Here is a 25,696-nt window from a genome sequence, read left to right on the forward strand (position 1 = left end):
GTCAGGCGTTGCCTTCCAGGCGGGCGTCGTCCTCGTCACTCTCCTGCCGGTAGCGCCGCAGCTCGGCGCGAACTGCCGCGTCGAATGCCCGGTCCAGGCTGGCGTGCGCCGAGCGCCTGGCCACGCGGCGCATGGCGTCCACCAGGTCGGCCGCCCACGCGAGTTCGACATCGTTGCTGGGTAGCCAGCCAGGTCCGCGCTGGCGCACCACTTCCGAATATCCGCTGCTGGTCAGCGCAGCGGCCGCTTCGTCGAGCTTCTTGTCGACCGTGGTGGTGGCCGTCAGTATCGCGGTCAACGGCATGCCCCGCGAGATCAGCGTGGCGAAGTCTTCGACCTGACTGACGTCGGCCACCCGGTAGACGTTGTCGACGTCGGTCGGCTCGATGACACCACCGGTAATCAAGCGCCGCAACAAGGGAGCATCCAACCGGCCCAGCCGCGCCTCCAACTGTTCACGCGTCATGGTCTGCGATACCGGACGCGACCACGGCGCGGTCACCAACTCCCCCAGATCAGCCAGATCCAAAACCTCGACCAAATCCTCGCCGCGCTGCAGCCCGGTCAGGAACTTCAGGATGTGTTTGACCGTGAATCCCTCGCCGAGCAACCGGATAATCGCTTGCAACTGCTTCAAGTGCCGGTCGGTGTAGATCGCGACCCGGCCCCGGCGCTGGGGCCGGGGCAACAGACCGCTTTCCTGATACACCCGGACGTTGCGCGTGGTGGTCCCAGCCTGCCTCGCAAGATCGTCGATCCGGTACTCGGTCACGATGACATCCTAGGCAGTCAGGACCGGGTCGCTGCTGGTCTTCGCGGCGGTGATCTTGAAGTCTTCCAGGTCCAGCGTCTTGAGTTGGTTGACGAATTGTGTGGCGAAACCAGGGAACATGGTGGCATTGAAGCCATCCTCGGTCAGATACCAGCTCTGACATCCCGAGTTCCACGTGGTGGCCTTCAGCCGCCGCTGGATGTCCTGGTTGTAGCGGTCCTGCACTTCAGGCCGCACATCGAGCGATTTCCATTCGTACTGCAGCAGTTTCGAAATGGCGCCGACGATGTAGTCGATCTGAGCCTCCATGTAGACCAGGGCCGAGCTGTGGCCGGGTCCGGAGTTCGGCCCGAAGGTGAAGAACAGATTCGGGTAGCCCGACACCGCGACACTGCGGTAGGCGTAGGCACCCCTGCTCCACTCCGAGGCCAAGTCACGGCCGTCGATTCCAGTGATCGGGATCGGGGTCCCTGCTTTGGACACCTCGAAACCGGTGGCGAAAACGATGGCGTCGAACTGATGCTCGATGCCCTCGACGGTGCGAATTCCCTTGGGCGACAACCGCGCGATGGGCCAGGTCACCAGCTTGCAGTTGTCCTGCTGCAACGCCGGATAGTAGTCACTGGTCATCAGCAGTCGCTTGCAGCCGGCGGAGAAGTCCGGCCTGAGCTGACGGCGCAACCACGGATCCTTTACCTGTGCACGCAGATTCGCCAGACTCAGGGCTTCCACCAGCCGGGTGAAGGGGCTATCCCACACCACACCGACCGCGACCGACTCATGGCCCCAGAACCAGGCGGACCGCATCAGCTTCTCGGCCAGCGGCACATCCTTGTAGATCTTCTTCAGCCAGCCACTGGTCGCCGTGTTGAGCCGCGGCAGCACCCAGCCCGGGGTGCGCTGGAACACCTTGACCGACTCGGCCACCTTGACCAGTTCGGGGATGATCTGCACACCGCTGGCACCGGTGCCGACGACGGCCACCTTCTTGCCGGTGAAGTCGTAGTCGTGGTCCCAACGGGCACTGTGGATCTTGTGACCCTGGTAATCGTCGATGCCCGGAATGTTGGGGAAGCTGGCGTTCGCCAACGGCCCGGAGGCGACGATGACAGACTTGGCGCGCACCGCCTCCCGGCCGGCCAGCTCGATAGTCCACTCGCCGGCTTGCGCGTCGTAGCTGATCCCGGACACGGTGTGCTCGAACCGGATATACGGCGCGACCCCGAAGGACTCGACCATGTTGTCGATATAACCCAGAATCTCGGCGCTGCCCGAATAGGTGTGCGACCAGTCGGGATTGGGCGCAAAGCTATAGGAGTACAGCCGCGACGGGATGTCGCAAGCCGCGCCCGGATAAGTGTTGTCGCGCCAGGTACCACCGACCCGCGAACCCCGTTCGAAGAGGACAAAGTCGGTGATTCCCTGGTCTTTGAGGCGGATGGCCGCACCGATCCCGGCGAAGCCGGCACCGATGATCGCTACCGAGATCGTCACGTCTTGCTCCCTCATGCCACCGGCTCGTAGGTCAGTTCCTGCGACCACGTTGGGGTGTTATGCACCAGCGAGGGCGGGATGACGCCGGTGATCTTGACCAGGGAGTCGGCCAGCCAGTGGTACTTCGAGCTGCGGTCGATCACCTTCTTGCCGTGCCAGGAGATGAACCGATACATCGGCACCCGGCGAGCGAAAGCGCTGCGTTCGCCGACGCTTTGGAAGCGGCGCATGGCCTGGTAGAGGCGTTCTTCGTTGACGCCCATCGCCACGATGTTGTCGCGCATCTTGTTCAGCAGCGGAAAGTAGCTCAACGTGCCGATCAGCAGCGCGGGGTTCATCCAGCTGCCGACCAACTCGACCGCCAGCTTCCGCATGCTGGCGTGGCCCAGAATGTCCATCACCTCGAAGTCGACCGCCAGGTGCCGCGACTCGTCGGAGTTGATTCGCTTGAAGACTTCTTGGGCCACCGGGTCTTTGACCTCGTCGGTGATGAACTTGATCAACGCGCCGTCCAAGGCCACTTCCAGCATAGGAATGACGGTGCCCAGGATCGACAGCGACATGCTGTCGGAGAACTTGTCGAGCCAGGTGATCACCAGCTGGACGTTGACGCTCGGCGGCGGAATTTCGTCGTCGTCGAGCATCCCCCACCGTCGCATCAACGCGAGCTCGGCGTTGGCGTGCTTCTGCTCCTCGGCGTGGAAGTGCTCGTAGATGCTCTTCAGGGTTGGGGTCGGCGCCTTCTTGGCCAGCGCCGCGAAGCCACGGGCGCCGACGTTCTCGATCCACATCAGGTCGGTCATGAACGGCTTGAGCTTGGCCCACAGCTCCGGCTCGATCAACTCGGCACCAGGGGCGTCCCAGTCGATGTCGACCAAGGCCCACTGCTTGTCCTTGATCTTCTGCAGCATGTCGTCGAGGTTCATCGCCATGATCAGTTCTTTCCTTTCATAAGAAGGTCATTCGCAGTTCAGTTCTGGGGAAGCAGCCGGGCGAGCAACCCGGTGCCTCGGACGTAGAGCCCCGGGAAGTGCCGCTTCAGGTGCCAGATGACCGTGGCGTCGAGTTGCGGCACCACATAGAGCCGACCACTGTCGTGCGCGTCCAAAGTGCGCGCCGCGACATTGTCTGCAGACAGTCCGGTCCAGCGGGCCAGCTGCTGGGACAGGCTCATCGACGCCGGCGTGATCCGGCCGTCGGTGAAGACGTTGGTCTTGACGAAGGTCGGGCACAGCACGGTGACCGCGATGCCGGTGCCGTCCAATTCGGCGGCCAGTGTCTCCGAGAGCGACATCACGCCGGCCTTGGATACGTTGTAGGCCGCCATCGATGGCGCTGCGGCGAATCCTGCCGCCGAGGCTACGTTGATGATGCCGCCGCGCCCGGCCTCCCGCAGCAGTGGCGTGAACACTTCGCAGCCGTAGACGACGCCCCAGAGGTTGATCCCGAGCGCCCAGTCCCAGTCCTCGAAACCGATGTCGCCGACCGGTTTTCCGCCGATGCCGACGCCGGCGTTGTTGATCACCAGCGTTGGTGGGCCACCGAAGATCTCCTGGGCGCGCGCGGCCAGCAGTTCGATCGCGCCGCGATCGGACACATCGCACTGCACCGCATGCGCTGTCCCGGTGGGCAACTGCTCGATCAGCGCCACCGTCTCGGCGGCCCGATCGGCGTTGATGTCGGCGCAGATCACCTCGCCGCCACGACGAGCCAGTTCCAGGGCGAACGAGCGTCCGATGCCGCTGCCGGCGCCGGTCACCACCGCCCTGGCGTTGGCCGTCCGTCGCTCACTGCGAAACAGCGACAGCACCGTGTCGAGTCCGAACATCAGCGTGCCACCCCCAGTTCGTCGGATCGCTGGTCGGCATAGACACCGGCGATGAAGGCCGCCACGCGGCGCAGCGCAGGCTTGGCCTCCGGGGCCAGCCGCGGCAGCGCCTGAAAGACATGCACCATTCCCGGCCACACCTCCAAGGTGCTGGCTCCGCCGTTGCGGCGGATCTCGGCGTCCAGGTAGCGCGCGTCGGCACTGAGCATCTCGAAGCCACCCACCTGGGTGAAGACCGGCGGCAGCCGATCCGCCCGGGCGAAGTCGAGCCGAAGGCGCGGGTTGTCGGGGTCGTGGCCCCGCACATAGAGCTCCACCAGCGCGCGGGCCGCGGCCGCCGACACCGCGGGGTCACGGCGCACCTTCTCCTGTTGCTCGGCCAACTTCAGCGTGAGGTCGATCAACGGCGAGAACAGCACGACCCCGGCCGGCTGAAACGCCGGCTCGTCGGCATGCGCGAGCAACATGTCGCAGGTCAGATGGCCCCCGGCGGAGTCCGCACCGATCACGATGTCGGCGGCGGCATACCCCTGCGCCAACAACCACCGGTAGCCGGCTTCGACATCGTCGGCGGCCGCCGGGAACGCATTCTCGGGTGCCAAGCGGTAGTCCACCGAGAACATCGGCAGTCCGGTCGCCTCCGAAAGCCTGGCGACCAGCTTGCGGTGGGTCCGCGTGGAGCACAGCACGTAGCCGCTGCCGTGCACGTAGTAGCCGGCCCGCCGACCGAACTCGACGCCGGGCCCCAGCACCCATTCGCCGCGCACCCCGGCCTCGCGCACCGGAATGACCCTGGTGCCGGCCGGAGTCGACCCGAGCGTTCCCATGATGGTGGCGATCAGCCAGCGCGCGAACGCGATACCCGGCCGGTTCATCGGAATCATGTTGTTGAGGATGTGCAGCGTCCAGCGCGTGGACGTGCCGGCCAGCACGGCACGCATCGATGCGCGGGTGGGTACGGGCGGCAGGGGCGAGCCATCGAGTTCCGTCACGGCACACACAACACCAGCGATCGCGCCATTTGTCAATGGCACGATTGGTGGTGTAAGTGTCGTTCGGTCGTCGGATGCCACCGTTTTGCGGCGACCCATCCAGCTTCGGGCAGCAACACCCCCGGGACCTTGTCCCCGGCAACTACGGCTCGGGCCTCGTTAAAGCCAACTAAAAAGTTGGCTAACCCAGTCGGTGGCCGTGGCGTCGGCAGCAGCATCTTCTAGGCCGGTGGGGGAAACAGCTCCGCTCGCGATCTGTGCGGCCAACGGGCTAAAGTCGCTCAGCTCCTCCGGTGTCACTGCGGGCAGCACCTCGCCCGGGGTGACCTCGACAACTTGCAGCGACCCGTTGACGTCGTCGAACGTGTACCAGTGGTTGCTGATCATGTACTCAAACGGGTGCAGGCTATCGCCGTATCCCGCATCAACCTGCAAGGTGTTCTGCGGCAGGAACTGCTCGTAAAACGACCTGACCCACAAGGAGTTGTAGGCACTCGGCAGCAGCGAGTCGTAGTCGGGTTTGGCGTCGGTGCCGTAGTTGTACACGTCGGGCATCAAGTGAAACACCGTCTCCCCAGCTGGAGCCGTGGCACCCGGGGCGATGATGCTAACGCTGCCATCTGAACCAATGGTGTAGTTGGTGGCGTGGGCCATCTCGTAGGTGAACTCATTGGTGGTCAGCGAACCGTATCCATTATGGATGTAGGTCATCGCGTCCGAGGAATTGGTCTGTGCAGTCGCGTTTCCCGTCGTGGGAAAGTCACAGACCGCGTCATATATACCGCAGTACACATCGGCATTGGGAGCGTTGATAGGGAAGATCTTGGCGACAAGCTGACCGCCGATTCCAGTGGTGTACATATGCGGGTACATCACTCGATAGTTCAGACCCCCGTCGGGGGAATTGGTATACGTTCCTGCAGGATAGGGGACGGTGAACAGACCGGCTGCGTTGCCGTGCTGGCCCATTGACGGCGGGGCCAGGGCGATCCAGTGGATGTCTTCATTAGACAAGATTGCCTGTGCCCCGGGAGCCAGGTTCTGGGTGAAGGCACCGATGCCCTGAGTGGGGATAGTGCCATTCGCAATGTCGTCGATGAGCAGCCCCATGGCGCCAGCGCTTTGGGAAATGCCGAAGACGGTTATCGGGTCGGCGGGGTCGATCACGTTCGCGGGTGTGTTCCCTATCAGCCCGTTGGCCAGATAGATTTCATCGTCGACGTAGGTACCGGAGTAGATACCCTCCGGGGTGAACAGGTCCAGTCCAGTGCTGTTGGAATAGGAGTTGGTGCCAGCAATCGGACTCACAGGTGCGTCACTGAAGTCGGTCCCGTAAACCCGATTAATCACATCGGCGATGAGACTGAAGGTCGTGCTCGGCATCACCTGTTCCAAAGTGCCGCCCATCTCCACCAGCTGATCGGCGGAAGTCAAGATCACCGAACGGTGTTGGACGGCCGACACCGCGCCGAGGGTAGACGCTGCAGCCAGTACGGCCATCCCAGACACAGCTGTGGCGAGGGCGGGCTTTTCCATAATTCTGAAGGTCCTGTGCATGCGCCCTCCCGCGGCCCGAACTGTATTATCGCCATACGATACTTACCACAGGCCATGCTTGGAAGGCGCTGATTTTTGCGCTGACCATCAAAAGCGTATTTCTTCAGGCTATATAAACCAGCAAGCGTCATAGCGACGGAAGTGAGCCAAGTCGGCTCAGTCCGCTCAAGCCCGGCGTCAGGACACCGTGACCGGGCCCAGCGCCTCGGGCACCTCCGCCAGGTACGGCGGCAGGCTCGGCGTGGTCGGCCTCAGCGGAGTCGACGGTGCCGGCGGTGGCGTTGCTCCCATCGTCCAGTTGCCGTCGGTGCCGGCGGTGTATGCCAGCCAGACCCGGTCCACGCCGGCCTGGGCTTTGGCCGCCTTGAGCAGTTCGTTCTGATATCCGGTGCGCGGCACCGCGAAGGCGCCCTGGCCGATGCAGGCGAGGGCGCCGCCGCCGAATTGGCCGGCGCCGGAGCTGATGTGCCAGCCGTCGGGGCCCTGGCAGGCGTAGCGCAAGAATTGGCCGCAGGCCTCGGCCTGGAAGCGGCCGTCGCCGTTGTGCACGGCGCACTGCTGGGTGGGGTTGGTCAGCGGTTGGCCGTAGGACCAGCTCCACACGAAACCTGCCAGCTGATCAGCGTGCGGGTCCAGGAAGTTCACGCCGGGCGCGTTGGTTCCGCAGCGCATCATTTCGTGGATCTGGTCGGCCGTCATCGGCTGGGCATTGCCGCCGCCGGCGAGCACGTCGACCAGGGTGTTGGAGTCGAAGAACCGCGTGTAGGAGCTCTCGAACTGCGTCCTGCTGAAATAGCAGTCGGGGTACTGCACGGCGACCGGCATCCCCTTCTCCTCCACGTTGCTGTCGTTGAAGCCGAGCGCGTCCCACGCCGCGTCGTGGCCACAACCGCTGTTGGTATAGAGCAGCACCTGCTTGCCGCTCGCCAGCACCTGGGCCATGGTGACGCCCAGGGGTATTGGCTGGGTGTCGCAGGTGCCACCGGGCTGCACCTGCGAGGGACGGAACAACAAGTCGCGCGCCGAGGTGTTGCCCAGCGTGCTCTCGATAACGGCGGCCCCGGCCGGCAGCGACTTGCTGATGTCGTCGACCGGGTCGTCGAGCCGATTTTCGATGTAGAGAACGATCACCTGGTCAGGGTGGGCATCCAACCAGCCGCGGACTTCCTTCAGGCCGGAGGCAGCGGTGCGTTCGAAGGTGCAGCCCAAGTGGTTGTCGAAGCCGTGGCACAGGATCGGCGCATACCCGCCGGGCGCGCCCAGACTGGGGTACCAATGCATGTCGAGTTCGATGAACCGCATATCCAGGTCGAGTTGGTCGACCAACGAGTACAGCTGGTCGGGGTCCATACCCGACAACGTGGGCGGGACGTTGGCGTTGGTGTAGTTGAACGAGTTGTGGGTCGCCGGCAGCTGGGCCTCCCCCAGCGGCAGGGTCGAGATCAACTGGTACTGCTGGGCCAACGCCTTGTGCACCGGCCCGGCCAGATAGTTCTGCACGGATCTGTTGCCGATCGGACTGCCGCTGCGCAGCGCGCAGTAGTCGATCGGACCGTTGATCACCCGGCACTGGCTGGCTACCAGTTGCGCCGCGGCGTCGAGCGTCTTACAGGCCGCCGCGAGTTGGCCGGTGGCGATGTCGAAGCAGGCGCTGATCAGCCCATGCTTGTTGCCGCCGAACCAGCTGCACGCATCCACCGAGGCCACCGTGCTGCAGGCCTGCACCACCGGGTCGCTGACGTCACCGATCGCGGTGCATACCGGGGTGAAGGCCGGGCCCAGGTCGGTACAGGCGGTCGCCAGCGACGGCGGCGCCGAATTGGGAGACAACACTTGGATGCCGACGGTGGCCGGCGTCGAGACTCCCCGGAAAGTACTGACAGCACGGCGATTACCGCGGTCCAACGCAGCCGGCGGGTTGCGCTCCCCGCGGTGGCGGTCCACCCGAAGTGACGCCGGAAACGCTCAACTGCCGCCAGATCGACCACAGGTCAAACTCCTCACACGGTTACGACCCCCGGAACACTCAGGCAACTTCCGTAACAATGAGCACCAAGAATCACACCGGTAACACGACATGATCACAGATAGAACTCAATGAATTCTGCGAGTTAACTTAGTTTTTCTTTATGTCAGCAGCTCGGCATGGGGAGTGCCACGAACGCCGGGCGACTCAGGAGTCCGGCAGGAGCGAACCATCGATCGGAATGTTCGCGGCGCCGATCGACTCCGCGACAGCTTGCGGCAGATAGTTCACCAGGGCATCGAGGAAACCCGTGTGGTTCACGTCCTGGAAGGGCGCGAGAAGGCCGGCCAGGCCCGGGCTTTCGCTGTTGAGATAGGCGTTGAGCAGGTCGGCCGGCGCTCCGATCAGCCCGATCAGCGCGCCGGTGAGATCCCCGGCCGACAGGTCGTCGACAAGATTGCGGGCCACCGTCTCGAACTCGGCAGCGACGGCCTGCAGGGAGCTCAGCGCGGCAAGGCCGACCGGCACCTGCAGCGCATGCAGGGTGGCCATCGCCGCGTTCACGACGTTCCCGAGGATGTCGATGGGGATCGCCACCAGTCGATCCACCAGGCCCAACACCGGAAAGGCGCTGATCACGATGATGATTGCCTGCCCCAAGGCCGCCGTGATATCGCTCGACGAGATGGCGCTGAACAGCGTTTCGAGCTGGTCGGGCAGGTTGATCAAACCGTCGACGAAGGACTGGGCGGCGCCGCCGAACGCATCGAACGTCCTTTGCGCGTAATCGAACCCGTTGGTGGCCAGCTGGACCACCGTGGGCAGCGGGTTGTCGAGCCAGTGCGCGCCAATGGCGCCCAGATTGTTGACGGTGTTGGTGATCAGGTCCACATACGGGTCGAACGGACTGGCCGTCAGCTCGACTGCGCGCACGACGACGTCAGGGGGCGACGCCACCAACGGCGGCGCGATGACGGTGCCCGCGGCCAGCGCTGCGATAGCGACGCTGAGACCGAGGTAACTGGCTGATCCCACAACGCTCATTTCATTACTGGAGCCACTACGGTAACTCTGGGCACGCTGGTCAACCGCGGGAATGGGGGATTTTTGGCCTGCCGCTTGCGGGCCGCACTACCCCGATGGGCCCGTCGGAGATGTGGCGTGCGCTCCTCAAGCGCGGACCTAAGTCTTCTTATGCCGGCCCGCCGACTCCTTTATCACATCAACGGGCCGGACGTTGGCGGTTTCATTCAGCGAATCTTTCAAATCTGAAGACGGAAATTGACGTACCTTGCAATAATTCTGTCGTTGTCACCCGACGGCACACTGCACGATCGACATCTTTTGGGGAGATGTCGGCCAACGTAATCACCTGCCGTGCAATGGGCTTGGCCACATCACGATCGTTGCGAACAAGGGGAACCGATGAAGCAAGTGGTCTTCGGCGCCGCACTGTGCGGCGCGGCGCTGGCCCTGGCCGGTGCGGCCAACGCCGCCAACGACAACTACGACTTCCTTTACGGATCAACCAACGCGTTGGTGTTGGGCCCGACCGGGATCCCGACACCGAGTGCCAGCTACATCAGCAACGGGATCGACCTGTACCTCGGGCCGCTGGGCTACCACGGCACCGACGCGTCGACGTTGCCGCTGACCATGCCTAACAGCCTGGACTTCTTTAACAGCGTCCCGCAGGGTCAAACCATCCTGGTCGACGCGATCCTCGCCGACTACTCCGCCGGCGAGATGGGCTGCGACGCCTCCGGCGTCTGCAGCGACCCGCTGACCATTTTCACCTACTCCCAGAGCAGCCTCATCGCCTCCTACGCCCAGGAGCAACTCGTCGATGCCGGTGTCCCCAGCGACGCTTTACGTTTCGTGATGCTCGGCGCGAACCCCGGCTCCGTCCCCACCGACATGTACCCCACCGAAGTATTCAACATCCACGGCGACATCTTCACGAACCCCTTTGTCCAAAGCTGGATAGACCTGCTGTTCGGGGGCACAAGTTGGCTGGACGTGCTGTACGGGTTGGCCCTGCATGACGCCTACTTCGGGTTGACGGCAGACCAAATCGACTCGGCCACATCGACTGTCGACGGGATGACCACGTTCAACGATATTCCGACACTCGACTTCGGCGACCTGACGCAGGCGCTGATCAACGCGCTCTTCGCCGTCTGACGCAGACAGCGCCAAGGTCCGGGGCGCGGCTGTGACGGTCTCGAATTCACGCTTCAGTTGAGCCGCGGAAGCAACCGCTCCAACAGCAAAGAAGACAGCGAATGGTCACGGGTATGCATTTCATAGGCCTTTAGCCTGTGATTTGCTTACTGAAATGAGGGGGACCGCCTGCAGACTCTGGCGACCGCACAACGACGCGGCGCATCGCTGGAACGGGCCAGAGCCTGGGCGCAGCGGTGAACAGCGACGAAAAGGCCGCCGTCGCGGAGCAATTCGGTGTCCCGACCGAACAGGTCGAGCGCGACCACCTGATCTCCCATCTCCTTGCCTGTCTCAGTCGAGGATTCGGCGGTGCTACACCAACCCTTTGATGTAGGCCACCCGGCCTGCGATAGCGGCGGTGAGGTTGCGCGTCGACACCTCCGACAGCGGCTCGGCGTGGATACCTTCGCCTCTGGCCGTGGATATCAGGCAGGTCGCGTCGTAGAGCCGTTCGCGCACGAGTCGGTCGAACAGGATCGTGTACCGGTCGCTGTAAGAAGAATCGTCGAACACCGGGTCAGTCGGATACAGCGGCCGGCCCCGATCGCGGACCGGGCTCGTGGACGCGGGCGCGTGCTCAATCACGAATGTGAACCCCAGCCACGGACGGACCTTCCCCAGGTAGCCGGCCTCGTAGGCCCGCCATAAGTCGACCGCATTGCCGATGGCCTCTTCGGTGCGGTTGTTGAAGTTCTTAGCGAAGGAACCCACTTGGGACTTGCACTCAATCGCCGCGACCAACGTGTCACCGAGCGTGACAACGACGTCCCAGTTTTTCGCGCGCCGGTAGAAGCCCGGCAGAGGGATTATCCCGGTGCGCCGGACTTCGGCGCCCATCTCCACCAACGGCGCGAACTGATCGGCGATCACGTCCTGCAGGGGTGTGAGGTGCTGGCCGCCGGTGACTGATCCTCGTGTGCCGGCGTCAATCCGCCCCGAATCGATCTGCTTCTGCGTCTGCAGATCACGACCAGTCCAGAAGGCGCGAATAGCGGTGTCGTAATCCTGGAACGTCGTCGTCACGCCGCCGGCACCAGGAGCTCGAACTCCGCCGGATCGATGCCGTACGCCTGTGCGGCAGCACGGGTAGCCGCGTCCACGTCACGAGCACGAAAGGCTCCCCGCAGCGACTCGGCCAGGGTCGCAGAGATGCTCTCCGGTGCTGGAACTCGAATCTGCTTGAGGTACTGAGCCTGGAACCGCAATGTGCCTCCTCGCATCCGCACGCAGTACGCCTCGATGTATGCCTGGGCGATCCGACTCAGCAGCAACCCGCCGAGCACTTCCATGTCCCACGCGTCGGAGACGACGTAGTAGAGGTTGTGGTGTGGGTAGTGCCCACCGGGCTCCAGCACCGGGTGGATGTGCGCCTTCATGTCCTGCAGCAGCAGCTTCGGCTTCGGCGTGAGCGCGGGGTTGAGTTTATCGATGGTGCGGTACCACGACGCGGGCGATTTCCGCGCAACGAACCGCTCCCATAACGCCGGGTGCGCGGTCAGGTAGGCGGCCAGTCGCGGGTAGTCGCCGAGGTGTACCAGGGAACCGTCGTCGGCCCATGGGTTCACCAGATAGGTGCCGCGCCATTCGAACCGGCCGGAGCCGAGGTCGCGCTGGGTGGCCAGCGGTACCAGGCGGTCGCGTTCCACCGCGTCGGGGTCGGTGGTGACGTACACCTTGTCAGCGCCGGTGGCGATGCCGATGCCGACTCTCGTCCCGGCCCGGGGGTCATGCAGTGGGCCGAAGTTGTCGTTCAACTGCTCGATGAGCGCCAGGCGTGCCGGTGATCCGGTCGGCCACAATCCATCGCCGGAGAACCAGTGCGGCAGCCGGTGCGCAGCCACACCCGGGCCGACGTACTCGACACGCGTGTCGTCGGCCATCGCTGCCACGAGGCTGCGTCCACCTGCCTCGCCGAACGCCGCCGTGGTGTCGGCGACGACAGCTGACTTCTGCGGGGCGTTGGCGATGACGGTGATCGCGGGATACGCCGACACCTGCGCTTCGAAGGCGTCCACGTCGTGCATCTTCCAGGCATGCTCGACGGCGAACCGCCGGGCAACCAGCTCCCGTAGCGAAGCCCCGTACTGGTTGTGCATCCACCGGTCGGCACAGATGAAGCCGAGTCGCCCGCCAGGCTTGAGCACCTGCAGGCCGCGCTCGATGAAGCCCACGTAGACATCGCACCGGCCACGCATCGTCGGCCATGTCCGCCGATACTCCGCGGCCAGGCCAGGCGCCAGGTCGTCGTGGCGGATATAGGGCGGGTTGCCGATCACGACATCGGCCGCAGGTACGTCGTCGCCGTCGGCGGCGTCCAGGCCGGTACCGAGGAGAAGGAAGTCGCCATTGCGGACCCACTGGCGGGCCAGTTCGACGGCAAGCACAGGTGGCGCCCCCGCACCAGCCAGCAGATCCCGGCACAGCTGTCGGGTAGTGGCGACGTGTTGTGCCTGTAAGTCATAGGCGCGGACGACGTCGCCGAGATCGGCCAGGCTGCGGCCGTGAGCCTTGGCGCTGGCCAGCAACCGCTCGACCGCCGGACCGAGAAACCCACCAGATCCGCACGACGGCTCGACCAGATTCAGCCCGCCGAGGTCCCGGTCGGCGGTGTAGCCGGTCAGGTCCAGCAGCACCTCGACCACCCAGCGGCGGGTGAAGACTTCGCCGTAGCTCGGTGTCGTTTCGGCAGCCGGACCACTCACGGCGGCAACTCTATCGGCGTAGCTGCTGCGGCGACTCCCGACACAGCGGCCAGGCTGTGGATAGTTCAGAGACCGTCATTCCGCGGCCTCGAGTGTGTGAAACCCAAACGGTGTTGCGCAACGGCCGGCGCACCCTGGTCGGTGCGGCCGGGGTGCGTCGGGGCCGGTTGCACCGGGCACTCAACGCCTTGGCCAGACTGCTGGAGCGCACCAGCCAGGTCGTCGACCACAATCGGATGCCAACTCGACGAAGAGGTGCTGCACAAGGGCAGCACCGGCGACCTCATCTTCACCGGCACCCCGACGGCGTGGCCACCGTACCCACCCCAACTATTCCTCCCCCGCGGCGCCACCTTGACCAGCTACGTTGAAGATCTCGGCGAACTTCACAATCCACTCATCTAGCCATTCCGCCCCGTGTGAGCGCCAACAGCTGCACGGGCGTACCAGGCCAAAGGAGCGAACTGGATGCGCATCATCACCGTTGAGGAACACTTTGAGCACCCCGAGGTCAGCCGGCGGGTTCTACAGCTAAGCGGGCCACCCGGCGACTTGCCGCTCGATGAACTCGTCGCATTCGGTTCGGTCTTCAACGACGACCCCGACGCGGCCGCCCGCCTTGGTGGGCATCGGTTGGAGCATATGGATGCCGTCGGTGTCGATGTCCAAGTCGTCTCGCACGGCAACGGCAGCCCAAGCGCACTGGCCGCTCCGGAGTCGGTGCAGCTGTGCCGTCAGGTGAACAACGATTTGGCACAACAGATTTCCGAGCATCCCGACCGGTTTCGGGGATTTGCCACACTCCCCCTTTACGACCCCGCGGCGGCGGCTGAGGAACTACGCCGTTGTGCGGGCGACCTGGGGTTCGTGGGCGCGTTGATCGCGGGGACCTTCGAGGGACTTTTTCTCGACGATGCGCGTTTCGACCCGATACTGGCAGCAGCCGAGGCGGTGGACTTACCGATCTACGTGCATCCCGGACTTCCCCACCCCCAGGTCTCGCGGCCCTACTACTTCGGCGACTGGCCCGCCGCCGTCGGCCTCATGTTCTCCGGACCCGCATTCGGCTGGCACGCCGAGGCCGGTATACACATCCTTCGGCTGATCTTGTCCGGCGCGTTAGACCGTCACCCCGGCCTGAAACTACTCAGTGGGCACTGGGGAGAGGTGATGGCGTTTTGGCTCGAGCGTCTGGACGAGACCTTCGCACTGGTACGTCAGGGCCGTGACCGCCACATCAGCGACTACTACCGGCAACAAATCTGGGTGACCCCGTCGGGGATGTTCAGCCAGCATCAGCTCGACCACGTGGTCGCCGAACTGGGTGCGGAGCGGATCATCTACTCCGAGGACTTCCCCTACGTCAAACGTGACAACGTCACCGAATTCCTCACCGGCTCTGGGCTTTCCGAGCCACAGATGCATGCCATCGCACACAACAACGCCGAAGCGCTATTGCGTATCTGAGGCTCGAACCCACGACCAACGGATTATGAGTCCGCGGCTCTAACCGACTGAGCTACCGCCCCTGGGCCTAGCTAACTGCGGATATTGTTCTCCTCACCGGGTCCGGCTGTCGCGTGGCCAAGTATCCGCTGCACGACCCTGACATTAGCGCCCGGGCTGATAACCGGTGACGCCGTGGTAGGCCTCAGGTGGTGCGAGACCCGAGTCCACCCATCGCCTGGACGGCCGGTTGCGCCACGGCACACGCAAGGCCGACACCACGTTGGTGTCCAGCACGTACGTCACAGGTCTGCGGTGCGGGCCGTCGGGCCGAGATGTTCGGGCTCGAAGTCGATGTCATGGCCGGTATCGGCGGCGAGCAGCACCGACATGGGGACGTCTTCACCCGACAATCCCGCGCTGAGGATCGCGCGGGCTTCCGCCTCGACGGAGTGATGATGACGCGCGGCGCGTACACGCAACGCTGCCTTGGTCCCATCGGGAAGATTGCGGATCAACATCTGCTCCATGACCACCTCCGCTCTACTCGTTGTCTACCGCGTACAACATAACCATGAACCCAGATGGCACGTACTCGTTGAGTTATCGCAACGATGTCTACGACTGGTACAACTTCGCGACGCATCCCTACGCCAGCGGCACAACTCAGCAGATTTCCTCCTGGGCGCATGACCTGCAAGCCGCCGGACTGGCGCAAGATTTCCTCATAACAGGTTCAAGCAGCGTGCAAACCGTTGAAGGCGTGGTGCGCTAATGCCACGCAGACTCCTGACCACCATTGCGGTGGCGTTTCTCGCGGCCCAAGTCCTGGCGGCCTGCGGCTTCGAAAGCGTCACGACGACGTCCACCCAAGAGATTTCTATCGACGACGCGGTGCGCAAGATCAACGGGGTTGCGAAATGGGCACAACTTCCGGCGTCTTTGGTCCCGTTGGAATCCACCGCACATCGGACCAAAGCACCAATGGAGTCCGACACCAGCATCACAGTGGCTTTCAAGGCCCCGCTAGCCGACATCGACACTTACCTCACCGCCATGCACGCGCGCAAGGACTACACCCTGGTGCGACCCGCGAATGACTGCCCCCCACCGCCGAGCGGACAGACTCTGCTGAGGGAACCGCCGCCGCCCTCGCCCGAGCTATGGTCTGATTCCGGAATCTTCGAACGCTGCGCAGCCGTAGAGCAGTGGCAGATGTACAGCGATGAATGGACCACACCTGGAACGACGGTCGGAACCCTGTACCGCCAGGCGGACATCCACCCCGGCGGCACAGAACCCATCAACGTGCTGTTCACACTGAGCGGGCATAACCTCTAGCCCAATGCTTTTCGCTCTGTGCACCTATTCGGTACCTCACTGCGCATCCCGTACGGCGCCACGCAGCTCGCGCGCCCACCGCTGAGCCTGAGCCGGGGTCAGCCGGGTCCGCCCGACGATCGAGGTGATCAGCAGTACAACCAGCTTGCCGGTATATCAATCGGGCGCAGAGAACTCCTACCGGCGGATTCGATGCTCAGCGCCCCGGATTGGGCTTCCATGTACCGGCAATATGATCGATGATCCGTTCCGTCATGTGTTCTGCGGTGGATCGCACTGCTATAGGCAGAGAGGCAGCGGCGCGTTCGAAAGCGCCGGGGAGTTGGTCGCGGAGTTCGTCCACCAAGGCCACGGCCTGCTCGCCGGGTATCCCGAGGCGGCGTCCAACCTTGCGCCAATCGGAATTGGTGACATCGAGCATCGTCCAGTGATCGCCGATCTTCATCGACGATTGGAGGCGCTCGTGCTGGTCGTAGGCTGCCGCCGAGGCGGCGTCATACAGCGGCGACACCTGGGCGCGTGATCCTATGAGAACAAGAGAGTAGTTCTTGGCGTGGGCGTCGGTACCGCCGATCAGGACGTGGTAGGCCAGCGCTTTGAAGACGCGTTCGGCGTTCACCTCGCGGTCTTCGATCGGGAGCCGGCCGAGGAGGTCGGCGATATCACCCACCGCAGGCCCGCCGTCGGACTGGTATTTCAGACTGGGATGCACCGATAGCGCTTGGCACATGTCCTCCTGGTGCACGCGATGCCACCCGGTCCGATCATGACGGCGGTCGTAGCGAGTCGAGATGAGCACCTCAACATCGCCGGCCTCCAACACCTCTGATTCAGCGGCCAGCAGCCCCGCTTCCCGTGCCGCACGTTGGCACAGCGCTTCGTTGATATGGTGCTGCGCGTACCTGGCGATCGCAGGTTTGACGATCACAGTTGTCGGTGTCGAATCTCGTGGGATCCCAAACCGTCCAGACTCGGGCTCCCGGAACAGCGCGATCTTCGGTTGCGCGCCGGCGAGGCTCCACCGTCCCCCGAATCTGCCCGGATCCCAGTCGGATTGATGAGTGGCGAGATCCTGCACGAGGTCGACGAAGTCGTTGTTGCTGAGCCATTCCATGTCACCGGTTCGGGCCCTGGCATCGCTCGGGTCGGCCTCGGGGGGAAGGATCTGCACCGCGCCGGCCGCATCGCGGCCGACGTGAGCAAGCAGAGCGAAGGGATTGTTCGTCGACACGTGATATTCGCGTGCCCATCGCTGTCGCGCACCTTCACTGTCCGGAAGCAGGCCTTCGAGGTATGCCCGAACAGCCTTGTCCCGGTGCCGATCTGACAAGATGGGCAGCGACAATGATAGCGGTGTCGGGTCGCCCGTAACGATGTACTCGCTGTCGTAGCTGAAATTCAGAGAACCATGACTGGACTGCGTCGCCGCGCCGATCAGAGTCCCATCGAGGTACACCTGCAGTGTCCGGGCGGCCATTAGCTCTTCCTCGTGCCGAACAGGGCGTCGAATGGATCAGGAGGGGTTGGATCCGTCGCTACCTTCTTGGACTCCTGAGCAGTGCCGTCCTGACTGCGTGCGCGACGGGCATCCGTCGGCGCCTCGGGCACGGTTGCTTCCAGGCTGACGCCGACGACGCGAAGGGCATCGAGCACCCGTTGCGCTTCGAGCCGCGGATGCCCCTTCTCCAAGCGGACGACCCAATCACGACTCACCCGCAGTTGCGCAGCAAACTCGGCCTGTGTCATTCCGCGAGCGGTGCGAGCCGAACGAACGAGTGCACCAAGATCGCGCATGGTCTTGACGTGCATTTCCCTCGCTCCTTGTAGTCGTTCGGCAACATTTTGGATTGTAGCCGTTCGACATCTTTCATGACAGTCGCCGTTCTGCTACTTTTCGCTCCAGGACACCTGATACGGGTCTGCCGCAGGATTGAGCTCCTTAGCCCTGATCAGCGAAAACGGCATGGGTGTGCGCAGGCAGGTTTTCAGACCCCAGCTACGGTGATGGCAGTGATTTCGAAACTCTGACGTCACGGTTGCCGCTCGCGCGTCGACCCGATTGCCTTCGCCTCATAACCCAGTTAATCTGACGGATTAAGCGGGTTAATACGTGATATTCTATGGTTTATGGCTACCCGGAGGTCAGTGTCCAAGGACCGTGCGATCACCGCTGCCTCCGATCGGATCGGTGATGCGCTCTCGGAATGGCGCCGAGCGCAGCGACTGACCCAGGCTGAGTTGGCCCAACGGGCACACACCTCGATCAGCACCATCGCCAAAATCGAATCCGGCAACCCGACCGTGTCGATGTCGACGGTCCTGTCGGTAGTCCATACCCTCGGACTACTGGACAGGGTCGTTGAAGGATTCGACCCGCTGCGTTCGGATTTCGGCGCCGCACTGATCACCGACGAACTACCCAAACGGGTCCGCCGCCGTGGCTGACTATCGCACCGTCGACGTACTCGACGACCAACTGGGGTTGATGGTCGGCCGACTACTGGTATCACGCGCACGAGGCGTAGAACGCTACCGATTCACCTACGACGACGACTTCGTGGGCCACCCCCACTCCTACGACCTTGGCCCCGAACAGCCACGCAGCAGTACCGCGTTGGCGACAGCGCACCTCCTGGCCGCGTTCACCGATGCCGCGCCCGACAGGTGGGGCCGCACATTGATCGACCGGGGACGCACCGGCCACGTCTTCGAATCCGACTACCTCTTCGAGGTTCACGACCCACTACGGCAGGGCGCGTTGCGGTTTCGGGAAAACGGTACCTGGCTCAACCAGTCCGGGACCGTCCCCCGCATCGTCGATCTGCCCCCGCTGCGGGCATTGGCACGTGACGTGGTCGCCGGCGACCCCAAACGCGTTCACCTGGCCGCCAAGGAACTACTCGACGCCGGCACATCCGCTCTTGGCGGTGCACATCCGAAGGTGTCCGTGCTCGGCGAGGACGGCACGCTATACCTCGCCAAGCTCGCGTGGGAACCCGCCGACTCACATCACGTGCGCAACGAGCACGCGACACTACTAGTCATGCGCGAGTTAGGTTTGCGCAGCGTGGGGGCACCGATCCTGATCGGCGATCATGCCGCCGAGACCGCTCTGCTCATTCCGCGATTCGACCGAACACCGACCGGCCGGATCGCCTACGCCAGCGCCAAGACACTGTTGGGCGCAGCCGAAGGCGAGCACGGCGACTACCTGGACATTGCCGCGGTCATGGAAGAGTCCGGTGCTCAGCACGACGACAAGGTCGAATTGTTCCGGCGTGTGGCCCTCGGGGCGCTGATCCACAACACCGACGACCACTTACGCAACCACGGATTCGTCCGGGAATCGGGGCGCTGGCGACTCTCACCGGTGTTCGACGTGAACCCGAACACCGACCTGGCGAAAACCCATGCGACCGCGCTTGACGGGCGATCCGACAGCGAAGGGATGCTGACGGCCCTGCCCGCGGCTGCGCAGGCATTGGGTGTCGAACGCGACGCGGCCCGGGACTTCGTCGATCACGTGCATGACGCCGTGCAGACCAGCCCATACCTCAGCGACGAGGTCAAAGCCATGGAGACCGACCTCCACACCCAGGCCGTGAGCGCACTGCGCGCAGCCAATTAGGGCGCGGCTATCTTCGCTAACCCAACCAAAACATCCCCTCAACAGCGGTAAGGGGATGTTTCAACGACTCAGTTGGAAGGTCTCGAATCGTGTCGCAGGTGGCCAAGTCCCCCCTACGACATAATTTAGGTTAGCTAATAAATTCGCAAGGCTCGCTCTGAAATACACCGGAGCGGGCTTTTCCGTCTTCTGGTTTCGATCGGATATCGCTGGCTCCGAGATCATGACCGTTCGATGCCATCGGGCTGAACATCGTCTTCGGATGCCGATCGTGCGTTAGCGCCATATCCCGTCGTCTGGGCTCCAGCTCACGTCGGTGAGATCGTCGGTGATCGCGGGTTCGGCGAAGGCGATGACTTCGGCGAGCAGATCGGCGAACTGCTCGGGGAGTTCATCGCGGGCTTGTCGGTTGCGCCACGCCCTCCACCGGGACTGAGCCAGTTGGGGATAGCCGTCGAGCACGTCGGCGAGCGGTATCAACTCGGCCTGTCGATGTTGCGCAACTTCCCTAATCGCCGTCTGAAGATCCGTTCCGCCCAGCGCGTGAGCGCGAGACAGAACCCAGATGTCACCGAAATCGCGCCAACGCGTATTGGCGACACCGCGCTGTATAGCGGTCACAACTTTTTCGGCGTGCACCATGTGCAGCGGATAGCCGTTGAGGGTGATGGGCTCGCCTCCGAGCAGCCGAGGCACCGACACCAGCGTGGGGCTGGGCACAATGGGGTCGCCGACGCTCACGTCGACGTGAAACGTATGCCGGGACGTGGCGACCTGGGCTCCGGCGCTGACGCGGACACCGGAATACTCGTTATCCTCCCGAATAATCTCTGAACGCACTGCAACAGAGTCGAACTCGATTCCATCATCCTCGGATAGACGCACCTCAAGGACCGATCTGATGAGGCCAACAATCTCGGCCTCCGAGTTCCCAAGGTCCTGACCAGCCAGGTCAACGTCACGGGTAGGACGACGGCTACCGAACGCCGCCAAGAGGACCCTACCTTTGAGGACGAACTTCCTCCTCGACGCGCTGCGGCTGAGGCGGGCAAGGAATCCCTCAAGGATGTAAAGCTGGAGCAGTTCTTGGGTGCTCCGGCGGCTGTCCTTAGCGCGCCGTTGGAGATCGATATAGGCTCGGCCGCCGGCCGTTTCACGCGAGACTGGGCTCATAGCAGAATGGCCAGCGCCTGCTGGAGAGCGCGCTGCGCGCGCGGGAACGACCGCGCCATCCGCAGCAGTTCGGAGGGTTGACCACCTTGGCGCAACCACCGCTTGAGGGCATCGTTAGCCAGATCGATACCTTCGCGATGATGCAAGCGATAGGAATCGATGATGCTGCGCGGTGCGGAGTAGATACCGATCTGCGTGCCCGCGCCGGTCGCCAGAGTGTCGCGTCCGATGGTGAAAGTGGCCGGGTCAAAGCGATGCCACCTGATCGGTGTGTTCAGCAGCGGCGCCCAACTTCCCCGAGGGATGGCGATGTCGAATAGGTCAGGGATGTCGTCGATGAGGTCATGGCGTGCCAGCGCCGATCGAAGGGCGATCGTGGCCTGGGATGACGCAGAGCTGATCTCGGCGAGGTCTTCATCGCCGTACCACGTGCTCTTGCGGTAAAGACCGCGTGCGATCTGGACGATGCGCCCTTCGTCGCGAAGGTTGTAAAACTGGCGCCTATTCATGTGCTCTAGGGCTTCGGAAAATCGGAACGTGTCCGGCATCGCACTCAAGCTGTCGCAGCTGGCTGCATCGTTCATGGCGACCACCGCCCCTCCGTACCAAATCCTGTACATACCTGTCATCACTGTATAGGATTTGGTACGTACCGTCCACGAAGCTTTCAATCCGTCATGAGCATGACTTTCAATCCGTCATGAGTATGAGATGTGAAGTCAGACACGAGGCGGGTCCGTCACAACACAATGAAGACGGCTACTGGGCAGTCTTCATCGATGTGGACTTCCTGATTGCCGCGCTGTGGCGGATGCGCCAGGCAGGCGTGCTAGCCAAGTCGAGAATCGGGCGCTGGTGGGCTCCCCTCAATGCCTTCGAGCGAGCACTCCCCCACCTCAAGCTGATGCGCGATGTCAGCCAGCACATAGCGGAGTACGGCATCGACGGTGACGGGCGTAAAGCAATAAACCCGCGCACTGGGAAGCCAGTGGGGCGCAGAGCCCTTGAGGTCAAGAGTCTCGGAGACACCTTCGGCTGGCTGGGCGGCGAGCTGGACCTGACCGCCGCCGACACCGCTTCCATGACGCTGCTGAACGCCATACGAGCAGAACGTGACGCTCAGAATCCGTGAGCCGCGGCAACGCGGTTCCTCGGTGGCGGACTATTCTGGATGAAACATCGATGCCAAGGGGGCGAGCGTGACCGAGACAGAAACGACGGAGCGCCGCGCTAAGACCGTTCGCTCGATTCGGCGCAGTTCTGAACTCGAAGGCGCCCAAAGCACCGCAGCAACCCGCGCCGACCAAGACGACTATGTCCGCGGCGCGATCACAGCCGCCGAGTTGGGCGACCGCGTTCGTCGCCGCTACAACATCCAATAACCGGCCCTTGTAGTGGCACACCCCTGGGACACCGGTGATCCCGACCGGAATTGGCAGGGCTACTTCATCCCCGGTACCCACGTACTCCGAAACCGCGTCGGAGCCACCACACCCGCCGAGCTTCGGGATGCCGAGAACGACCTCGTTGAAGCTCGCGTGGTCGAGCTTCGCGAGAATCCCAGCCTGCTTGCTCCACGCTCGTACGACTTGCTGCTGCTGCGAGCGATCCATCGGCACCTGTTCCAGGATGTCTATCTCTGGGCCGGCGACATACGGACCGTGGGCATCGAAAAGGGCAATGAATCATTCTGTCCCCCAGGCAGTATCGGCCAGCCCATGGATCACGTCGGCGCCGAAATCTACCGCCTGAACCAGCTGGCCGACGTAGCCGACGCTGATCTCCCCCGCACCGTGGCCTACCTCTACGACTACGTCAACTTCGCCCACCCATTTCGGGAAGGCAACGGACGGGCCACCCGCGAATTCTTCAATCTCCTACTCTCCGAACGTGGCAACGGCCTCGACTGGAACCAGACCGACGTCACCGAGTTGCACACCACCTGCCACACCGCGCGCGCCGACGGCGACCTCACCGGACTGACGCGCATGTTCGCCAAGATCATCGACACTGATCCCGCCTACAACTTCTGACCTCACGGGCTCCGCGTTGGAATCTGCTGTTCAGGGGCCAATTTGAAAGACCTCAACCCGTGTCGCAGGTAGCCAAGTCCCCCCTCGGACACTTGCTCGTAGCCAGCGTAACGACTCACGGACACCGGATTCGTCCCGTTGCTCCTCAGACGACACGACGCGATCTTCGCCGGCGTCGACGCCGTGACGGTGATTTCGAAACTCTGACGTCGCGCTTGCCGCGTGCGCATCGATCCTCATTGCGGACGTCAAGGTCGCCCAGGCCCTTTCAGGCCGTCGCCGATCTGGCGGCAGGTGGTGGCCATGGCGGCAATCTGGGGGCGGGTCAGCGGCCCGAGGAAGTGGGTGCGGACGGCGTTGGTGTAGGTGATCAGGGTCTGTTCCAGCAGTGTTTTCCCGGTGGCGGTGATGGTGGCCATGACGCGGCGGCGATCGTGCGGGTCCAGCGTCCGCTGCACCAGGCCGCGCTCTTCGAGCTTTTTGATCTGCCGGGTGAGCCGGCTGGGCAGCGAATCCAGCGCCTCGGGCAGCTCCCCCATCTGGACACTGCCGGCCGGTGAGGTATCCAACAGGTCCAGCAACTGCAGATCGGCCAGCGACAACTGGTGGGCATCAAGCAGTTCCCTGTTAAGCAGCGTGGTCATATGCAACACGGTCGCCAGATAGTGCTGCCAGGACTTGTGTTCGGCCAGATCCAATTTCGGTACGCCGGTTCGGCCGGGAAGGAAACAGGCCATCACGCATACCGCGTCGCGCGGGTCATAAGTGGGAGATCCGGTGGCGTCGGGCGATGACGCCCTCGGTGAACTCGACGACGTTGGCCGCCCGCGTGCTCTGCGTGACGCCGGGTGCGTGCCATTGCGCGACGGTGTCGAGGTCACCGTCCAGATACAGCCAGCGGCAGGCGGCACGCCTGATCTGCCCCTGCTCAGTGCTGGGCAATTGCATCGGGGACACCAGCAGGATCGAATCCGCCTGCACACCAGAAGATTCGGACAATGCCGATTGGATCACCTGAACCAGCGCGGCCAGTTCCGTCTCACCGGGCGGGCAGCGGACCTCGTGGACGATCACCAGGCGTTCGGATTCGTCAGCGAACGCCACACCGCGCCCGGTCAGCAACACCGCATGACAATCCGCCACGGCCGCTTCCAACTCGCCCGGGTAATAGTGCAGCCCACCGAGCACCACCAGATCGGCACACCGCCCAACAACAAACACTTCCCCGCCCCGCAGAAACCCTCGGTCCCCGGTGCGCAGAAACGGGCCCTCGCCGCTGCCGGCCAAAAACGCCTCAAAAATCCGATCGGTCTGCCTAGGCGCACCCCAAACCCAGATCTCCCCGACCTCATCGGGGCCGCACTGCACCCGGGTATCGGGATCGACGATCACCACCTGCTGGCGCGGCCGCCCACAACCGACCACCGCAACAGCCTCAGGATCAACCGGCGCGGTGTCCAACGCCCACCCCGACGCCAACCCCGCCCGATCCACGTGACACACCACCGGCGCCGCCTTATCCGAACCACCGCAGACCAGCAGCGTCGTCTCCGGGCGCCCATACACCGGCACAAACGCCTCAGCGCGAAACCCGGCCGGCGCGAACGCGTCCGCGAACGCCGCCATGGTGGCCGCCCGCACCGGGCCGGTCCCCACGATCGCGGTGGACAGACTCGATACATCCAGGCCCGCACGCTGCGCGGGGGTGCTGCGCTGCACACACACTCGGTAGGCCCACTCCGGGGCCAGGGTCACCGTGGCCCGCCAGCGAGAGATCGCCTCCCACCAGCACATCGGCTGGGCAACAAACGCCGACTCCGACAGCAACACCGCGCTGGCACCGGCGTGCACCGTCGCCAACACCCCACCGAGCAACCCCACCGGGTGATGGGTCGGCAGCCAACACACCGCCACATCCCGCGAGCCGCCCCACCCCGCGGCGGCCATGGCATCCAGGTTGACCATCACGTTCTCGTGGGTCACCACCACACCCCTCGGGCAATGCTTCGACCCCGCCGCATACGAAATCAACGCCACACTGTCGGAATCGACACCCGGCGCCGCCCACGCACCGGCATCACCCTCAGCGGTGCAACACCAGCGAACCGATTCGGCCAGGGCCTCCACCGCCACGCGCACACTGCGCGGCAACTCCGGGGAGGCCACCGCGAAACCCGGCCGCGCATCGGCGATCACCGCCGACAGCCACGGCCCAACCCGCTGCGGCACCGGCACCGCGACCGCCCCGGCATACCAACACCCCAAAACCCCGGCAATACCGTCCAATCCGGGCCCACACACCACCAACACCCGCGCGCCGTCAGCACCCCGCTCCTGCAGCGCCGCCCCGATCGCGCGCGCCCGCACATCCAACTCCCGATAGGTCAGCTGGTCACCGTCGCGGCCATCACCGCAATGGGAGAAGCTAAACGCCACCTTCTCCCCACAGCGGGCCGCCTGCTGGCGCACCAACTCCACCACCGTGTCCGCGGTCGGTGCGATCTCCCCACCCATCCCGGCTCCTTCACCCCGTACGCG

General features: G+C 63.8%; 26 protein-coding genes and 1 pseudogene. 9 read left to right on the forward strand and 18 right to left on the reverse strand.

Annotated features, from left to right (window positions below; genetic code table 11):
- Position 1: 1 nt before the first annotated feature.
- The 8 genes from BN4346_RS39270 to BN4346_RS39305 form a co-directional block, all read right to left on the reverse strand.
- Entirely contained in the window at positions 2-772 is a 771-nt protein-coding gene (locus BN4346_RS39270; protein WP_067974293.1) for a MerR family transcriptional regulator, read from the reverse strand.
- A 9-nt stretch (positions 773-781) separates the two neighbouring features.
- Positions 782-2,266 carry a flavin-containing monooxygenase gene (locus tag BN4346_RS39275; protein ID WP_407695097.1) on the reverse strand — a complete coding sequence of 495 codons (1,485 nt, stop codon included), beginning with the start codon at positions 2,264-2,266 and terminating at the stop codon, positions 782-784.
- Positions 2,267-2,277: 11 nt separating this feature from the next.
- Complete coding sequence (locus BN4346_RS39280) at positions 2,278-3,198, reverse strand: reductase (protein ID WP_067974297.1); 921 nt, start codon at positions 3,196-3,198, stop codon at positions 2,278-2,280.
- A gap of 38 nt (positions 3,199-3,236) precedes the next feature.
- On the reverse strand, positions 3,237-4,094 hold the full coding sequence (locus BN4346_RS39285; RefSeq protein WP_067974300.1) for an SDR family NAD(P)-dependent oxidoreductase: 858 nt from the start codon (positions 4,092-4,094) through the stop codon (positions 3,237-3,239).
- Positions 4,094-5,086, reverse strand: a complete 993-nt coding sequence (locus BN4346_RS39290) for an alpha/beta hydrolase (RefSeq protein WP_235653669.1) — start codon at positions 5,084-5,086, stop codon at positions 4,094-4,096. Before BN4346_RS39290 ends, BN4346_RS39285 begins: the two co-directional genes overlap by 1 nt.
- Positions 5,087-5,245: 159 nt before the next feature.
- Positions 5,246-6,550: a hypothetical protein gene (locus tag BN4346_RS39295; protein ID WP_154677613.1), complete on the reverse strand. Its 1,305-nt coding sequence runs from the start codon at positions 6,548-6,550 to the stop codon at positions 5,246-5,248.
- A gap of 270 nt (positions 6,551-6,820) precedes the next feature.
- Positions 6,821-8,587, reverse strand: coding sequence for a PI-PLC domain-containing protein (locus BN4346_RS39300; protein WP_067974305.1), 1,767 nt, complete (start codon positions 8,585-8,587; stop codon positions 6,821-6,823).
- 229 nt (positions 8,588-8,816) lie between these two features.
- A complete protein-coding gene (locus BN4346_RS39305) occupies positions 8,817-9,653 on the reverse strand; it encodes a hypothetical protein (RefSeq protein ID WP_096867557.1) in 837 nt (278 codons plus the stop codon).
- A 381-nt stretch (positions 9,654-10,034) separates the two neighbouring features.
- On the opposite strand from BN4346_RS39305, the gene BN4346_RS39310 reads away from it, so the two are divergent.
- Positions 10,035-10,793: a PE-PPE domain-containing protein gene (locus BN4346_RS39310; RefSeq protein WP_067974309.1), complete on the forward strand. Its 759-nt coding sequence runs from the start codon at positions 10,035-10,037 to the stop codon at positions 10,791-10,793.
- A 354-nt stretch (positions 10,794-11,147) separates the two neighbouring features.
- Here the strand turns inward: BN4346_RS39310 and BN4346_RS39315 are convergent, their stop codons facing one another.
- Both BN4346_RS39315 and BN4346_RS39320 read right to left on the reverse strand, forming a co-directional pair.
- The gene (locus BN4346_RS39315) at positions 11,148-11,858 is read right to left on the reverse strand and encodes a PaeR7I family type II restriction endonuclease (protein WP_067974312.1); all 711 of its coding nucleotides are present in this window, start codon (positions 11,856-11,858) and stop codon (positions 11,148-11,150) included.
- Positions 11,855-13,537 (reverse strand): Eco57I restriction-modification methylase domain-containing protein, encoded by a 1,683-nt coding sequence (locus BN4346_RS39320; protein ID WP_067974315.1) that lies wholly within the window; start codon positions 13,535-13,537, stop codon positions 11,855-11,857. The genes BN4346_RS39315 and BN4346_RS39320 overlap by 4 nt, the downstream gene beginning before the upstream one ends.
- 468 nt (positions 13,538-14,005) lie before the next feature.
- Between BN4346_RS39320 and BN4346_RS39325 the strand changes: the two genes are divergently transcribed.
- Entirely contained in the window at positions 14,006-15,004 is a 999-nt protein-coding gene (locus tag BN4346_RS39325; RefSeq protein WP_067974318.1) for an amidohydrolase family protein, read from the forward strand.
- 104 nt (positions 15,005-15,108) lie between these two features.
- Here the strand turns inward: BN4346_RS39325 and BN4346_RS47370 are convergent.
- Both BN4346_RS47370 and BN4346_RS39335 read right to left on the reverse strand, forming a co-directional pair.
- Positions 15,109-15,204, reverse strand: a pseudogene (locus tag BN4346_RS47370) (site-specific integrase); the annotation flags it as partial.
- Positions 15,205-15,285: 81 nt separating this feature from the next.
- Positions 15,286-15,501, reverse strand: a complete 216-nt coding sequence (locus BN4346_RS39335; RefSeq protein WP_096867711.1) for a FitA-like ribbon-helix-helix domain-containing protein — start codon at positions 15,499-15,501, stop codon at positions 15,286-15,288.
- A gap of 56 nt (positions 15,502-15,557) precedes the next feature.
- On the opposite strand from BN4346_RS39335, the gene BN4346_RS39340 reads away from it, so the two are divergent.
- Positions 15,558-15,758, forward strand: coding sequence for a hypothetical protein (locus tag BN4346_RS39340; RefSeq protein WP_067974324.1), 201 nt, complete (start codon positions 15,558-15,560; stop codon positions 15,756-15,758).
- Complete coding sequence (locus tag BN4346_RS39345; protein ID WP_067974326.1) at positions 15,758-16,324, forward strand: hypothetical protein; 567 nt, start codon at positions 15,758-15,760, stop codon at positions 16,322-16,324. The genes BN4346_RS39340 and BN4346_RS39345 overlap by 1 nt, the downstream gene beginning before the upstream one ends.
- A gap of 196 nt (positions 16,325-16,520) precedes the next feature.
- Here the strand turns inward: BN4346_RS39345 and BN4346_RS39350 are convergent, their stop codons facing one another.
- Together BN4346_RS39350 and BN4346_RS39355 are read right to left on the reverse strand one after the other, a co-directional pair.
- On the reverse strand, positions 16,521-17,801 hold the full coding sequence (locus BN4346_RS39350) for a type II toxin-antitoxin system HipA family toxin (protein ID WP_067974328.1): 1,281 nt from the start codon (positions 17,799-17,801) through the stop codon (positions 16,521-16,523).
- Complete coding sequence (locus tag BN4346_RS39355) at positions 17,801-18,133, reverse strand: helix-turn-helix domain-containing protein (RefSeq protein ID WP_078058723.1); 333 nt, start codon at positions 18,131-18,133, stop codon at positions 17,801-17,803. The genes BN4346_RS39350 and BN4346_RS39355 overlap by 1 nt, the downstream gene beginning before the upstream one ends.
- 318 nt (positions 18,134-18,451) lie before the next feature.
- Between BN4346_RS39355 and BN4346_RS39360 the strand changes: the two genes are divergently transcribed.
- Positions 18,452-18,769 carry a helix-turn-helix transcriptional regulator gene (locus BN4346_RS39360; protein WP_078058724.1) on the forward strand — a complete coding sequence of 106 codons (318 nt, stop codon included), beginning with the start codon at positions 18,452-18,454 and terminating at the stop codon, positions 18,767-18,769.
- Positions 18,762-19,952: a type II toxin-antitoxin system HipA family toxin gene (locus BN4346_RS39365; protein WP_067974333.1), complete on the forward strand. Its 1,191-nt coding sequence runs from the start codon at positions 18,762-18,764 to the stop codon at positions 19,950-19,952. Before BN4346_RS39360 ends, BN4346_RS39365 begins: the two co-directional genes overlap by 8 nt.
- Before the next feature lie 276 nt (positions 19,953-20,228).
- Here BN4346_RS39365 and BN4346_RS39370 read toward each other — a convergent pair whose 3' ends face one another.
- Together BN4346_RS39370 and BN4346_RS39375 are read right to left on the reverse strand one after the other, a co-directional pair.
- Entirely contained in the window at positions 20,229-21,125 is an 897-nt protein-coding gene (locus BN4346_RS39370; RefSeq protein WP_067974336.1) for a nucleotidyl transferase AbiEii/AbiGii toxin family protein, read from the reverse strand.
- Positions 21,122-21,709 carry a type IV toxin-antitoxin system AbiEi family antitoxin domain-containing protein gene (locus BN4346_RS39375; RefSeq protein WP_067974481.1) on the reverse strand — a complete coding sequence of 196 codons (588 nt, stop codon included), beginning with the start codon at positions 21,707-21,709 and terminating at the stop codon, positions 21,122-21,124. Before BN4346_RS39375 ends, BN4346_RS39370 begins: the two co-directional genes overlap by 4 nt.
- A gap of 197 nt (positions 21,710-21,906) precedes the next feature.
- Between BN4346_RS39375 and BN4346_RS39380 the strand changes: the two genes are divergently transcribed.
- The 3 genes from BN4346_RS39380 (at position 21,907) to BN4346_RS39390 (ending at position 23,158) form a co-directional block, all read left to right on the forward strand.
- A complete protein-coding gene (locus BN4346_RS39380) occupies positions 21,907-22,257 on the forward strand; it encodes a hypothetical protein (RefSeq protein WP_067974339.1) in 351 nt (116 codons plus the stop codon).
- A gap of 67 nt (positions 22,258-22,324) precedes the next feature.
- A complete protein-coding gene (locus BN4346_RS39385) occupies positions 22,325-22,507 on the forward strand; it encodes an antitoxin VbhA family protein (protein ID WP_067974341.1) in 183 nt (60 codons plus the stop codon).
- A 12-nt stretch (positions 22,508-22,519) separates the two neighbouring features.
- Positions 22,520-23,158, forward strand: a complete 639-nt coding sequence (locus BN4346_RS39390) for a Fic/DOC family protein (protein WP_067974344.1) — start codon at positions 22,520-22,522, stop codon at positions 23,156-23,158.
- 248 nt (positions 23,159-23,406) lie between these two features.
- Here BN4346_RS39390 and BN4346_RS39395 read toward each other — a convergent pair whose 3' ends face one another.
- Both BN4346_RS39395 and BN4346_RS39400 read right to left on the reverse strand, forming a co-directional pair.
- Positions 23,407-23,895: a MarR family winged helix-turn-helix transcriptional regulator gene (locus BN4346_RS39395; RefSeq protein WP_067974347.1), complete on the reverse strand. Its 489-nt coding sequence runs from the start codon at positions 23,893-23,895 to the stop codon at positions 23,407-23,409.
- Between the two features lie 22 nt (positions 23,896-23,917).
- Positions 23,918-25,672 carry an AMP-binding protein gene (locus tag BN4346_RS39400; protein ID WP_078058725.1) on the reverse strand — a complete coding sequence of 585 codons (1,755 nt, stop codon included), beginning with the start codon at positions 25,670-25,672 and terminating at the stop codon, positions 23,918-23,920.
- Positions 25,673-25,696 lie beyond the last annotated feature (24 nt).

The sequence above is a fragment of the Mycolicibacter icosiumassiliensis genome, from assembly GCF_900078685.2.
Classification (GTDB): Bacteria; Actinomycetota; Actinomycetes; order Mycobacteriales; family Mycobacteriaceae; genus Mycobacterium; species Mycobacterium icosiumassiliensis.